Below are 13,692 nucleotides of genomic sequence, written 5' to 3'. Positions count from 1 at the left end.
AAAGGAATTAAAATAAGACTCCCAGATGTGGAGTCTTATTTTATAATTATTACTTTTAGTTATCAAAGTTGGTCTTATTAACCATTCATATAATCCTAATGCCACTTAGGATATTAACTTTGCGAACCACACGTTTGACTTTTATGCTTATACAGATATAAAAGCAGGAGAAGAAATACTAATCAACTATAACGGCGATGTTGATGATAAAGACCCACGATGGTTTAATAAGGACGAAATGGATAATGGCAAAGATGAAACTCATTGTAGGTAAAGGGGATAGCCTAATGAATAAAGATAAACTTTTAAAAAAGTTTCAGAGTGCCAGTCGACGTAATTTTTTTTCAATAGAAGTTCCTACGGCTACTAAAGAAGACGGAAATAAGATTGAAGAATTGGTTGCGGAATTAGAAAGGGAAGGAAAAATCAAATTAAGAGAGTGCGTACAACGAGAATACTCCGTTTATTTACATGGAATCATTAAGTATGCATCCGAATAATCAGGTGCTTTTTTATAGGGGCCAAACATATGAAGATCTCCGATTTGTTCAGTTATTTGCTCCGTTTGAATAAGAAAGTGTAGACTGACATAGTTATACTTCTTTTAAATCCGTTTAAAATACGGATTTTTTTATTTAAGGAGTGATTTTTAAGTTGTTCCTTGGAGGGATATTATGACTTTTATTTATTTTCTGATTCTGTTTGCCGTTCATATAATTATCGACTTAGTTTTGCGGAAAAAACTTAAAATAAAGATTCAAAAGGGGTTTTTTAGATCCTTTAAAAAACAAAATAAAATTTTTCTGATTATTGAGATAACAATAATAATTTCTTTTTTTATAAGTATTTTCTTTGTTATTCCCTCTGATTTTTTATCATTTTCACTATTTATCTTTTTCTTTATCATATGGACATTACGCGGATTAGAGGAATGGATATTTAAGCGACAAGAAAAGGAATACTATCATTCATGGGTAGGAGCGTCTTTATTTTTATTCAGTTCTATAATCATTTTTTGGGGAGAATTCTAGTTCCTCAATCGACTTTTATGTAACGTAATAAATATTTATTTGATAAACAAGTAGGGATAGGGGTAAATGAAAAAGAATTTTTCATTAATAGTTAAAAAAATATATTGATTAAATCATATGTATACGTTTACAATGATAATAAGTTATTAGTGAATTTAGAAAATATAAATAAAGAGGTTGCAGCATGCCAAAAGAGTTCGACAGAAGAATTGGACGCCAAGCCATCATGTACGCGTTTGCGGAAGAAGAGGAAGAGGTTTTATTAACAAGCGAGCTAACGCGAATGAATTGGCGTCATGGAAAAGGAAAAGTCGGTTCAATGGAGCTGCAAAAAATTGTGGCGGCCATTGAGACGTCTGCAAAAAGACAGGGGTTAGTCGACCCGGATATTTATCGTGAAATGCATGCGTTGTATCACGCAATTATCGAAGCGATGCACGGAGTAACACGCGGCCAAGTGGAACTTGGCGGTATGTTGAGGACAGCAGGGCTTCGCTTTGCGATTGTTCGAGGCAAGCCATTTGAAAATGAGAAAGAAGGCGAATGGATGGCTGTCGCCGTGTATGGAACAATTGGAGCACCGGTTCGGGGATTTGAGCACGAAGCGGTGGGTTTAGGAATTAACCATATTTAAATGAAGAAAAAAGCCTATAGTTATTAGTGAAATAGGGGGCTGTATTGACGACGGGACACGTCTGTCAATATGGCCTCCTTTTTGTTTGCCAAAAAAAGTGAGGAGTGTTGGAAATGGTTGTATTAACGGGTCAGTCTTTAACAATTGAAGAGGCAAAAAAAGTGTTATATGGAGATACATTTGTTACCGCCTCAGCTGATAGTGTAAAGAAAGTGGAAAAAAGTCGGGAAGCGGTTGAGAAGATCGTCATGCAAAAAAAAGTCGTCTATGGTATTACAACTGGTTTTGGAAAGTTCAGCGATGTGTTGATTGATGCAGAAGATGTAGAGGAACTGCAGTGGAACTTGATTCATTCCCATGCATGCGGAGTAGGAGAACCGTTTCCTGAAGTCGTGTCAAGAGCCATGGTTCTTCTCCGTGCCAATGCGTTATTAAAAGGATTTTCCGGTGTTCGTCCTGTCGTCATTGAACGTTTACTTGAGTTGTTAAATGCACATATCCATCCAATCATCCCTCAGCAAGGCTCTCTTGGAGCGAGCGGGGATTTAGCGCCGCTCTCTCATTTGGCGCTTGTGCTAATGGGAGAGGGTGAAGTGTTCTATAAGGGAGAGCGAATGGAAGCCATCACAGCTTTATCAAAAGAAGGCATCGTGCCGCTTACATTGAAAGCGAAAGAGGGGTTGGCGTTAATTAATGGTACGCAAGCGATGACGGCGATGGGTCTCGTCAATTATATTGAAGCCGAGCAGCTGGCCCATCAAACAGAGGCGATTGCTTCATTAACTTTAGAAGGGTTGCGCGGTATTGAAGATGCCTTTGATGCGGATGTGCACCATGCACGCGGATATCGTCAGCAATTGGAAGTAGCGGAACGAATTCGCCGAATGATCAATGGCAGCCAGCTCATCACCCGACAAGGAGACCTGCGGGTACAGGATGCCTATTCCCTCCGCTGCATCCCGCAAGTACACGGAGCATCATGGCAGGCGCTTGATTATGTGAAAGAGAAGCTTGAGATTGAAATGAATGCGGCTACAGATAATCCGCTTATTTTCGATGACGGTGAAAAGGTTATTTCAGGGGGTAATTTCCATGGACAGCCGATTGCATTGGCGATGGATTTCATGAAAATTGCCGTAGCTGAGCTTGCAAATATATCAGAGCGCCGTATTGAGCGTCTCGTCAATCCACAGCTGAATGATTTGCCGCCATTTTTAAGTCCGGAACCAGGGCTACAGTCGGGAGCGATGATTATGCAATATTGTGCGGCTTCGCTCGTTTCTGAAAACAAAACACTCGCGCATCCAGCAAGCGTGGATTCCATCCCGTCTTCAGCAAACCAGGAAGACCATGTAAGCATGGGGACAATTGGGTCCCGTCATGCCCATCAAATTATTCAAAACGTCCGCCGAGTATTGGCTATTGAACTCATTTGTGCCTTGCAGGCTGTTGAATATCGAGGAGTTGAAAAGATGGCTCCGTTTACAAAAGGGCTTTACACGGAAGCAAGAAAGCTCATTCCGAGCATTACGAAAGACCGTGTGTTCTCAAAGGATATTGAAGCAGCAGCGACCTGGCTATATGAAATCGATTGGAGTTCATTTGTTCACAAGAGCTTACCTGCCAATCAATATTAAGGGATAAAGGAAAATTCTATAAACAAGGATTAGTCACTCCGGAGCATCGTATGCTCCGGGGGCTGATTCGCAAAACGTTAGAAATCTAAAACTCTTACAAATAATCAAAGACCAAATGAAGCTGATATCTTATCTGTTCCTCTAAAGAGACCCGAAATAAGCCCAATAAAAGGACTTTACAGATGGTTGAAAAGTGCGGTCACCAACAATTTATTTATCCCTCAGTTCAAGATATCCGTACAATGTACCGTCATTTATTTACTCGTTCAGTGAGAAAACTCAAACCGTTATAGAGCAACTATGCATTTGTATACAAATATTCAATTTATCTTACATAGATAGTCATAAATAGCGGGATTTAAGTTTTTTAACTGAAACATAATTGGAAGCGTTTTCCTGATCGTTTCTCTATATATTTCAGTTTTATCCTGCATCGTGCGGGCCTAACTAACCATCAATGGGGGATGAAGGAAAACCCCACTGATGGAAGTTTCCTTTATAGATTTTGCAGAACATTCAAGGGGGGAGTTTTTATGGAAGGTTTTGTTAATGGATTAAATGCAGTGTTATGGAGTGCTCCTGTCATTTATACGTTATTAGGTGTTGGACTATTTTTTTCAATTTCAACACGTTTTGTGCAGGTCAGACAGATTAGGGAAATGTTGAGGATCATGTTTCAAGGAAAGAGTTCTGAAGCAGGGGTTTCATCTTTCCAAGCTTTATCAATAGCACTTTCGGGGCGAGTAGGAACTGGAAATATCGCCGGTGTAGCCACCGCCATTTTTTTTGGTGGTCCAGGCGCTGTTTTTTGGATGTGGGTCATAGCTTTTATTGGTGCATCCAGCGCTTATGTCGAATCTACGCTTGCACAGATATATAAAGTAAAACAGGATGGGCAATTTCGCGGTGGACCGGCTTATTATATTGAAAAGGGAATTGGTTGGAAATGGTTTGCGGTTACGTTTGCGTTTGCCATGCTTGTTGCACTTGCAGCGCTGATGCCGGGAGTTCAATCAAATTCGATTGCGATAGGTATCCATACTGCATTTGGGATTGATAAGAACATAACTGGAATCGTTATCGGTCTTTTATTAGCTGCTATAATATTTGGCGGGGTCAAAAGGATCGCCGCTGCTGCTACAATCATCGTTCCGTTTATGGCTTTAGGTTATATCCTGTTGGCTCTTGTTATCATAGTCATGAATATTACAGCAGTCCCGGCGATTTTTTCTCTTATTCTTAGAAGCGCTTTTGCCATCGATTCGATGTTTGGCGGAATGATCGGAATGGCGATTTTATGGGGAGTAAAACGTGGCCTCTATTCCAATGAAGCAGGTCAAGGAACGGGGGCGCATCCTGCGGCAGCCGCTGAAGTATCACATCCAGCGCAACAAGGATTAGTTCAAGCCTTTTCTGTTTATGTTGATACATTATTTGTGTGCTCTGCGACAGCATTTATGATCCTATTTACCGGGATGTACAACACAGAAACAGCGGATGGCACTCGTCTGGTAAATAACTTACCAGATATTGAAGTGGGTCCTGGTTTTACTCAAGCCGCTATTGACAGTGTGTTCCCTGGATTTGGTGCGGGATTTGTGGCTGTTGCTTTATTTTTTTTCGCTTTTACGACGATTATGGCTTACTACTATATAGCTGAAACAAATATCGCTTACTTAACCCGTGGTAAAGATAACAAGTGGGCAATATTAGTATTAAAATTTGTTGTTATAGCGGCATCTATCTATGGAGCTGCTAATGAAGCCACCTTAGCATGGGCATTAGGAGATGCCGGTTTAGGGATTACGGTATGGCTAAATATAATTGCAATTTTAATACTTGCCAAACCGGCATTGATTACTTTGAAAGACTATGAAAAACAGAAACAGCAAGGAATATTAGATCCTGTTTTTGACCCTAAAGCATTAGGAATTAAGAATGCCGATTACTGGGAGGAAGAATACAAAAGAGATAAGGAGTGCCCTTCATTAGAGAGAAAAGTTGAATAGTATATATCCAAGTTCCACTGTAAAAAGAATCATATAGTAAAATCAAGTTGAATAATTACTAATTCGAGTATGTAGCCAATTATGATAATATCCCTGATTAATATTACACCTATAAATTTGTAATGGAAATTATAAAAAAAATCAATAGAAACAAAATATATTGATATAATTTATAAATAAATCATTAATTTATAATAAAATTTTTAGAATTTTCATTATAAAATGAAAACAATTCAATTGGGAGGTATGAATAAAACGGTAACAAATGATAGCAGGGAAAAGGGGGATATTTATGTCATTGGCTACAGAAAAAGAGAGTGTTACGGAAATAGTGACGGATGCGAAACGGAAAACTCGCAAGGGTGTATTTTGGCCGGCTTTTCTCATTGTAGGAGGAGGGGCAGTTCTTGGAATCGTTAACAATAAACTGTTGACGGATATTTCCATGAATGGGTTTATAGCATCTTTGCGTGGACTTGGATGGTTGTATCAAATCATATCCATTGTGGCGTTAATACTTGTAATTATGGTGACGTTTTCAAAGGTAGGTAATGTCCGTTTGGGGGGAGAAAATGCTCGACCTAAATACAAGTTTTCTGTTTGGTTTGCGATGGCATTAACTGGTGGAATCGCAACAGGAGTCATAACATATGGAGTGAATGAACCAATTATTTACTATGGCAGCATCTATGGTGAAATGGAGAAAACCGGCGTGGAACCTGGTACGCCTCTCGCAGCCATTTATGCAATGGGACGCAGTTTTTACAATTGGTCGTTCATCCCGTACGCAATGTATTCGTTGAGCGGTTTAGTCGTTGCGTATATGTATTTTAATCGTGAGAAATCATTGTCTGTAACAGCAACGTTAACTCCATTGTTTGGGGATAAAGTAACGAAGGGAGTCTGGGCTAGCATAATCGACACATTGTCTGTGTTGGCTATCGCGCTCGGTTTGGCGTCTTCGCTAGGAGCAGGACTGTCACTGGTCGGGTCAGGAATCGAGGCGATATATGGCATTCCCCAAGGACCAGTCATGTGGCTCGGGCTGACCTTTGTCATTACGGCAACGTTTACTTTATCCAGCTTAAAAGGATTGGATAAGGGGATTCGCTGGCTGTCAGATATCAATGTAAAAGTCTTTTATATCCTTCTTTTTGCCCTCATTATTTTAGGACCAACGTTATTTAGCTTACGCACATCCACTGCTGGTTTAGCTTACTGGCTGCAGAACTTCTGGGGATGGGGACTTGATCCAGGTGATATAGGCGGAGAGCCCCTAGTGATGTGGTGGACATTGTATGATTGGGCGATTTGGATTGCTTATGCACCGCTAATGGGTATTTTTCTTGCTGTTATCTCACACGGCCGCACGATTCGTGAGTTTATGATCGTCAACTGGATTTTACCTTCTGTATTCAGCATTATTTGGTTTGGTGTTTGGGGTGGAACGGCCTTACATTGGCAACAGAACAATGTTGTTGATTTAGTGACAACCATTAAAGAAAGTGGAGCAGTGGCAGGTTTATGGGCATTTCTGGCCAATATGCCTTTAGGTTCAGTTATTATACCCATTGTGATGATTACATTGATTCTTTCCTTTGCGACGGCGGCTGATTCAATGGTTCGCACCATTGCTACGATGTGTACTGTAAACATTCGACACGACGAAGAGCCGGCAAACTGGAAAAAGCTTCTTTGGGCATTATCTATTGGAACCATTGCGTTTGTTATGGTAGCCTATGCAGGTGGAGCGCAAGGGGTTGACGGTGTTAAGTATCTAGCAGCACTTGGCGGCTCAGCCGTTCTGTTTGTTTTCGTATTGCAAGTCGTGTCTGCGATTAAAATGTTTTTCATTGATAAAGTAGAAAAGTGATGGGCGTAAGGGAAAGGGGCAGAAACATATGCAGGCCAACGATATAAAAAAAGTTATTCTCGGTGATCGGATCACTCTTGAAGAATTTATCGCTGTTGCACGTTTTGGTGCCATAGTGGAATTTTCTGATGGCTACCGTCAACGGGTAGAAGGTTCTAGGCAGCTCGTTGAAAAGTGGATAAAAGAAGGAAAGGTAATGTACGGAGTCAATACTGGTTTTGGCGCTCTTTCCACAGAGTTGATATCCCTGGAAAAAACGGCTGAATTACAAAGGAATATCCTTCTATCTCATGCTACGTCAGTAGGAGAACCGTTAGCCGAAGAAGAAGTACGAGCTACGATACTCATGGTTCTGCAAAACTTGGGACAAGGTTATTCAGGGGTTCGGCTCGAAATTTTGGAAATGTATCGACAGTTTTTAAATCTCGGCCTCACTCCTTTTGCTCCCCGGGAAGGTTCTGTCGGTTATTTATGTACGGAAGCCCATATGGCGCTTGTACTGATTGGTGAAGGGATGGCGTATGTAAACGGAGAGCTCTTGCCCGCGAAAGAAGCTTTGCTGCGTGTGGGAATGGAGCCGATTGTGCTTGCCGCTAAGGAAGGGTTGGCGCTTATTAGCGGAACAACAAGCCCGACAGGCATTGGAGCATTAGCATTGTATGATATGTTAAAGGCGGCTAAGATCGCCGATATTATCGGAGCCATGACTCTAGAAGTCTTAAAAGGAACCACGCGTGCTTTTGACGATCGGCTCATGAGTGTTCGTCCTCATGAAGATCAAAGAAATACCGCGTATAACATTCGGAAAATGTTAAGCGACTCTATGATTGCCAAGGAATCTGTGGATTATCGATTACAAGATGCATTGTCTTTGCGTGCCATCCCCCAGCTGCACGGAGCCGCAAAGAAAACGCTGCAGGATGCATTGGAAACGATTGAAATGGAGATGAATGCATGTTCTGATAATCCTATTTTATGGCCAGATGAGGAAGACGCTGGAGCAATATCGGGATGTAATTGTGATTCGTCGTATGTGGGAATCGAGTTAGATTCCGCTTGTATTGCTTCCACAGCCATTGCTAAGATGTCGGAAAGGCGGAATAATCGCCTTATCAATGGTCAGCTTTCCGGCTATCCGTCTTTTCTCATCCATAAAGCGGGGCTCAACTCTGGACTAATGATCCCACAGTACACACAAGCGGGGCTCTTAAATGATATGAAAATATTATCCCATCCGGCCACGGTGGATAGCATCCCGACCTGCGCTGACCAGGAAGATTATGTAGCAATGGGATACAATGCGGCTAAAAAAGCGCGTGAGGTGGCTAGTAAACTTGAATATGTATTAGCGATTGAATTGTTATCAATATATTGTGCCCATCAGTTCATGGAAAGCAATTTATTGCCTGGTTCTGCCTCAAGGGCTGTTTTAACCCAAATTGCCCGCTCTGTGCCAAAAATGGAGGAAGATATTTACCTTTATCCTCATTTACAAACGTTAAAGGAGATCATCCATTCTGGTGAAATCATCGATCTTGTAGAAGATACAATTGGAAAACTGCTTTAGGAGTCCTATTCAGCTGTTCTAAATAGTCATGTGTAAGCTCTAATGGATTTTGGACAACTTTACCTGCTGGTGAGGTTGTCCTTTTTTACTCATATACATGGTTTTAATTCATGTGACATCGGACAGTCAAATTCATCTGAATATGATGAAAGAGAGTCGTATAAACGAGCGGCAGCATCATAGAATAAAGCTTTTAAATTGCAAAGATGGACTGATACTTATTGAGGTAATCGTTAGACTGCAGGGTTAAAGCGTTGATTCAACCTTTCTAGACTCAGCTATACATCATACGTCCTCATTTGCTATGATGAAAGAAAAATGCAAGAGGAGAAGGTGTCACATCATGGAAATCCATTTGATAGCCAAGGACGGGTTAGAGGCTCAGGGAATACAGTGGGTGATAGAGTCGCAGTTTACCGGAGTCCGACTGATTGTGCGGGAGACAATGGAGGAATTTAAAAACGGTATAGAGAAGCAGCGGCCTGACCTCGTTATTTTGAATATGGACGGATGGAAGGAGGAAACTGCAAGATTTGGTGAATGGATGCAGCAGCACGGCATCCGCTGGATAGGTATTTCATCTGAGCGAATCTTTCAAACCGCTTATCGTGCGCTCCGTTTTCGTGCGGAAGATGTGTTATTTCGTCCGTTTTCTCCGACAGACTTAATTAAGCGTATCCAACAGCTGCGTTATCAATTGCGTAATGATCGGCGTTACTTTGCCAACAAGATAACGGAAGAAACGGATTCATTTAACATCGATTATCCCGACCTTTTCTTAACAGAACGGAAATACGACAGTCCAATAACAATGGTCGCATTTTTAACTCCTCATTCAGAAACGCTTCCTGTCGTATACGATGAACTACAACGTTATTCTTTTACTGGGAAGAATCGTATCTTTGCTTTATCTGATTTTATTTTATGTGTGCAGGAAACAAAGGAGACTGATGTATTTCAAGAGGAATACCATGCATTTCTTGCACGCTGGAAAGAGAAGATAGATGAACCTCTTGCCATTGTGATTAAAGCGGCATCTTCAGGCGATTCCTTAAATAGAACATATCAGCAAACACGCCAATTAATGAGTCGAATTTTTTTCGAGGGATATGATATTATTTTGGCGGAAAATGAACAAATGTCTCCTCAAGAAATGGACCCATTCCTCACTCCTTTGGAACAGCGTCAATGGATTGAAATGCTTGAAAAAAGAGATGCAAAAGCTATCCGGGGTTGGGTGGAACGTGAATTTCTAACTTTTCAGCAGCCATATCCAGATTCCGAAATCGTCCGCATTCGTCTTACGAGTGTGCTTGCACAAATCCGCCGTTATATGAAATCATACAATATCCAAACGGCTTCTTGGGAGGCGACTTACCATAGCGTGTTTCAGACAATTGTACATAAGCCGGTCATCTATGAAATTGTCCAAGAACTGCTGGAGTTTACATCCGGTTTGCTCCTGCAGAATCATGAGCAATTACAGAAAGGATCACGAAGCCTGGTCGAAAAAGCAAGGGAGTTGATCGAGTCCAATTATTGGGATTCCCAGTGGAATTTAGCGGCATGCGCGGATACACTTCGTATCAATAAAAGCACTCTCAGCCGTCGCTTCGCAGCAGAAGCCGGACAGTCGTTTCGCAATACGCTCCATCAAGTGCGCATTAGAGAGGCTAAGCGTCTGTTGCAGGAAACAGATTTATCATTGGAAGAAGTTGCACGATTAACGGGATATTCTCACCAAACCTATTTTAATGCTAAATTCAAACAGATTGAAGCATGTACTCCATCAGCTTATCGATCGGGATTATAAAAAGGCGGTTCAGTTTATACTGAATCGTCTTTTATTTTATTACAAATAGAAGTAGTTTGAGATTATTTATAAAAATAAAAACAGCAAAAAGAATTGTTGAAATAAATAATAAAAAAATCACTAAATTATAAATAAATTATCAGAATTTTTATCATAGAATGAATATAACAAAACATAGGAGGTAGAAATAAATGAAGACGATTACAGAAAATAAAGTAGTACAATATCGAGGAACAGATTTACATACAAAAGGGTGGCAGCAAGAGGCAGTGCTTCGCATGTTAATGAACAACTTAGACCCAGATGTGGCAGAACATCCAGAGGAACTGGTTGTATACGGCGGAATTGGGAAAGCAGCACGTAACTGGGATTGCTTTGATTCAATTGTTCAATCATTAAAAGAGTTGGAAGACGATGAAACGTTGCTTGTTCAATCAGGAAAACCAGTCGTTATTTTTAAAACTCATACGGATGCACCACGCGTACTGCTTGCGAATTCGAACATTGTACCGGCATATGCGAACTGGGATACATTCCATGAACTCGATAAAAAGGGATTAATGATGTATGGCCAAATGACCGCTGGAAGCTGGATTTACATTGGCTCTCAAGGAATCGTACAGGGGACATACGAAACATTTGCGGAGCTCGCGAAGCAGCATTTCAATGGTACATTAAGAGGTACGATTACTGTAACAGCGGGCCTTGGCGGTATGGGTGGAGCACAGCCGCTTGCGGTTACGATGAACGGAGGTGTCTGCATCGGAATTGATGTCGATGAAACGAGAATTGACCGACGAATCGAAACTCGCTATACAGATGTAAAAACGGATTCATTAGGCGAAGCGATTCGTTTGGCGGAAGAAGCAAAGAAAGAAGGAAAGGCATTATCAATTGGTTTACTGGGCAATGCCGCTGAAATCTTGCCGGAAATGATTGCGCGCAACTTTATCCCGGATGTATTGACAGATCAAACATCGGCGCACGATCCATTAAACGGATACACACCTTCAGGTTTGACATTTGAAGAAGCGTCAGAATTGCGACAATCCAACCCTGAAGAGTACGTGAAACGCTCGAAAGCTTCGATGGCAACGCATGTCAAAGCGATGCTTGAGATGATGGAAAAAGGAGCGGTGACGTTTGACTACGGTAATAATATCCGCCAGGTTGCAAAAGATGAAGGCGTAGAAAATGCCTTCGACTTCCCGGGGTTCGTTCCAGCCTATATCCGCCCGCAATTCTGTGAAGGAAAAGGGCCTTTCCGCTGGGTGGCATTGTCAGGGGATCCTGAAGATATTTATAAAACAGATCAGGCGATTTTACGCGAATTTGCTGATAATGAGCATTTATGCAATTGGATTCGTATGGCACAGGAGAAAATTCAATTCCAAGGCCTGCCTTCCCGTATTTGCTGGCTGGGCTATGGAGAGCGTGCACGCTTCGGAAAAATCTTGAATGATATGGTGGCGAGCGGAGAATTAAAAGCACCGATCGTGATTGGACGCGACCACTTGGATTCCGGTTCTGTTGCTTCACCAAATCGTGAAACAGAAGCGATGAAAGACGGATCAGATGTAGTGGCAGACTGGCCGATTTTAAATGCGATGGTGAATGCAGTTGGCGGCGCTACTTGGGTATCTGTCCATCACGGCGGCGGCGTTGGAATGGGTTACTCCTTACATGCAGGGGTGGTCATTGTGGCAGACGGCACGAAAGAAGCAGCAGCGCGCATTGAACGCGTATTGACAACAGATCCGGGCATGGGTGTAGTGCGTCATGCTGATGCTGGATATGAGCTGGCAAAGAAAACAGCACGTGAAAAAGGGATTAACATCCCAATGCTAAATAAGGGGAATGATCAGTAATGGCAAAACCGATTTGGATTAAACATGCAGCCCAGTTAGCTACACTTGCTTCCGAAGTAAAAGGTCCTCGTTCGAAAGAGGCTATGTCGGAACTTGGTTTAATTGAAGACGGCAGTTTGTGGATCGAGGATGGCCTTATCCAAGCGGTCGGTACGACCAAAGAAATAGAGGAACGTTATGCCGAAAAATTGCATACAGCAGACGTTGTAGATGCCTCTAATCATTTAGTCACGCCTGGACTTGTCGATCCTCATACGCATGTTGTATATGGCGGAAGCCGCGAGCGTGAGTTTGAAATGCGTCTTGAAGGCGCAACATATATGGATATTATGAACGCGGGTGGAGGGATTCATGCGACCACCCGCATGACACGAGAAGCCACGGAAGAAGAGTTAATTGAACAAACAACACGGCGCCTCGATTCGTTTCTCTCCCATGGGGTTACGACAGTGGAGGGCAAAAGCGGTTACGGTATGAATCTGGAAACCGAATTGAAACAATTGCGTGTCATGAAGAAATTACAGGAAACGCATATGATTGACATTGTTCCTACTTTTATGGGCGCCCATGCGGTACCGCCGGAATATAAAGGAAAAGAAGATGAGTTTGTTGATCATTTAATTAATGACATGCTGCCGGTAGTGGCTGAGGAAAAATTAGCGGAGTTTAATGATGTTTTTTGTGAAAAGGGTGTGTTTACGCCTGAACAATCGGAGCAGGTGTTGGAAGCAGGGAAACGCTTCGGGCTGATTCCCAAAATCCATGCCGATGAAATTGAGCCATACGGCGGAGCGGAATTGGCCGCGAAAATAGGAGCCATTTCAGCCGAACATTTATTAAAAGCATCAGACGAAGGCATACATGCTATGGCAAAAGCGGGAACGATCGCCTGCTTATTGCCAGCCACAGCGCTCTATTTACGTGAAGAAGCGGCGGCTGGGAGAAAGATGATCGATGCAGGGGTAGCTGTAGCGATTTCGACCGACTGCAACCCTGGGTCATCACCCACGACTTCGATGCCGCTCGTTATGAATCTAGCTTGTATTTCGATGAGACTTACTCCAGCGGAAGCATTAACCGCAGCAACGTATAATGCGGCCTGCGCCGTTAACCGTCAGGGAAAAGTAGGGTCGCTGGAAGTAGGAAAACAAGCAGATATCGTCTTGTGGAATATAAAAAATTATCAAGAATTACAATATTTATTCGGGGTGAATCACGTTAAGTCTGTATGGAAAAAAGGTGTACAGGTGGTGTTTTGAG

At 42.1% G+C, this 13,692-nt stretch carries 10 protein-coding genes and 1 pseudogene; all 11 read left to right on the top strand.

The window, feature by feature from the left end:
- Positions 1-73: 73 nt before the first annotated feature.
- A pseudogene (locus tag BK575_RS29185) lies at positions 74-274 on the top strand (SET domain-containing protein-lysine N-methyltransferase); the annotation flags it as partial.
- Entirely contained in the window at positions 246-500 is a 255-nt protein-coding gene (locus tag BK575_RS18950; RefSeq protein ID WP_139368074.1) for a hypothetical protein, read from the top strand. The pseudogene BK575_RS29185 and the gene BK575_RS18950, both read left to right, overlap by 29 nt.
- Positions 501-674: 174 nt before the next feature.
- Positions 675-1,031: a DUF4181 domain-containing protein gene (locus tag BK575_RS29635; RefSeq protein WP_078412674.1), complete on the top strand. Its 357-nt coding sequence runs from the start codon at positions 675-677 to the stop codon at positions 1,029-1,031.
- Between the two features lie 184 nt (positions 1,032-1,215).
- Complete coding sequence (hutP, locus tag BK575_RS18940) at positions 1,216-1,665, top strand: hut operon transcriptional regulator HutP (RefSeq protein WP_078412672.1); 450 nt, start codon at positions 1,216-1,218, stop codon at positions 1,663-1,665.
- A gap of 113 nt (positions 1,666-1,778) precedes the next feature.
- The gene (gene hutH, locus BK575_RS18935) at positions 1,779-3,302 is read left to right on the top strand and encodes a histidine ammonia-lyase (protein ID WP_078412670.1); all 1,524 of its coding nucleotides are present in this window, start codon (positions 1,779-1,781) and stop codon (positions 3,300-3,302) included.
- A gap of 533 nt (positions 3,303-3,835) precedes the next feature.
- Complete coding sequence (locus BK575_RS18930) at positions 3,836-5,311, top strand: alanine/glycine:cation symporter family protein (protein ID WP_078412668.1); 1,476 nt, start codon at positions 3,836-3,838, stop codon at positions 5,309-5,311.
- A 292-nt stretch (positions 5,312-5,603) separates the two neighbouring features.
- Positions 5,604-7,184 carry a BCCT family transporter gene (locus BK575_RS18925; protein ID WP_078412666.1) on the top strand — a complete coding sequence of 527 codons (1,581 nt, stop codon included), beginning with the start codon at positions 5,604-5,606 and terminating at the stop codon, positions 7,182-7,184.
- A 28-nt stretch (positions 7,185-7,212) separates the two neighbouring features.
- A complete protein-coding gene (locus BK575_RS18920) occupies positions 7,213-8,751 on the top strand; it encodes an HAL/PAL/TAL family ammonia-lyase (RefSeq protein ID WP_078412664.1) in 1,539 nt (512 codons plus the stop codon).
- Between the two features lie 343 nt (positions 8,752-9,094).
- Entirely contained in the window at positions 9,095-10,564 is a 1,470-nt protein-coding gene (locus tag BK575_RS18915) for a response regulator transcription factor (RefSeq protein WP_078412662.1), read from the top strand.
- Positions 10,565-10,755: 191 nt separating this feature from the next.
- Positions 10,756-12,432: a urocanate hydratase gene (hutU, locus tag BK575_RS18910; protein ID WP_078412660.1), complete on the top strand. Its 1,677-nt coding sequence runs from the start codon at positions 10,756-10,758 to the stop codon at positions 12,430-12,432.
- A complete protein-coding gene (hutI, locus tag BK575_RS18905; RefSeq protein ID WP_078412658.1) occupies positions 12,432-13,691 on the top strand; it encodes an imidazolonepropionase in 1,260 nt (419 codons plus the stop codon). The genes hutU and hutI overlap by 1 nt, the downstream gene beginning before the upstream one ends.
- The last annotated feature ends 1 nt before the right edge of the window (position 13,692 follow it).

It is taken from the genome of Priestia abyssalis (genome assembly GCF_002019595.1).
In the GTDB taxonomy this organism is placed as follows: Bacteria; Bacillota; Bacilli; order Bacillales; family Bacillaceae_H; genus Bacillus_BA; species Bacillus_BA abyssalis.
This window is presented reverse-complemented; position numbering and strand designations above follow the sequence as displayed.

Coding starts and splice junctions, on each gene's coding strand:
- BK575_RS18950 (WP_139368074.1), top strand. CDS start 246: ATGGCAAAGATGAAACTCATTGTAGGTAAAGGGGATAGCCTAATGAAT.
- BK575_RS29635 (WP_078412674.1), top strand. CDS start 675: ATGACTTTTATTTATTTTCTGATTCTGTTTGCCGTTCATATAATTATC.
- hutP (WP_078412672.1), top strand. CDS start 1,216: ATGCCAAAAGAGTTCGACAGAAGAATTGGACGCCAAGCCATCATGTAC.
- hutH (WP_078412670.1), top strand. CDS start 1,779: ATGGTTGTATTAACGGGTCAGTCTTTAACAATTGAAGAGGCAAAAAAA.
- BK575_RS18930 (WP_078412668.1), top strand. CDS start 3,836: ATGGAAGGTTTTGTTAATGGATTAAATGCAGTGTTATGGAGTGCTCCT.
- BK575_RS18925 (WP_078412666.1), top strand. CDS start 5,604: ATGTCATTGGCTACAGAAAAAGAGAGTGTTACGGAAATAGTGACGGAT.
- BK575_RS18920 (WP_078412664.1), top strand. CDS start 7,213: ATGCAGGCCAACGATATAAAAAAAGTTATTCTCGGTGATCGGATCACT.
- BK575_RS18915 (WP_078412662.1), top strand. CDS start 9,095: ATGGAAATCCATTTGATAGCCAAGGACGGGTTAGAGGCTCAGGGAATA.
- hutU (WP_078412660.1), top strand. CDS start 10,756: ATGAAGACGATTACAGAAAATAAAGTAGTACAATATCGAGGAACAGAT.
- hutI (WP_078412658.1), top strand. CDS start 12,432: ATGGCAAAACCGATTTGGATTAAACATGCAGCCCAGTTAGCTACACTT.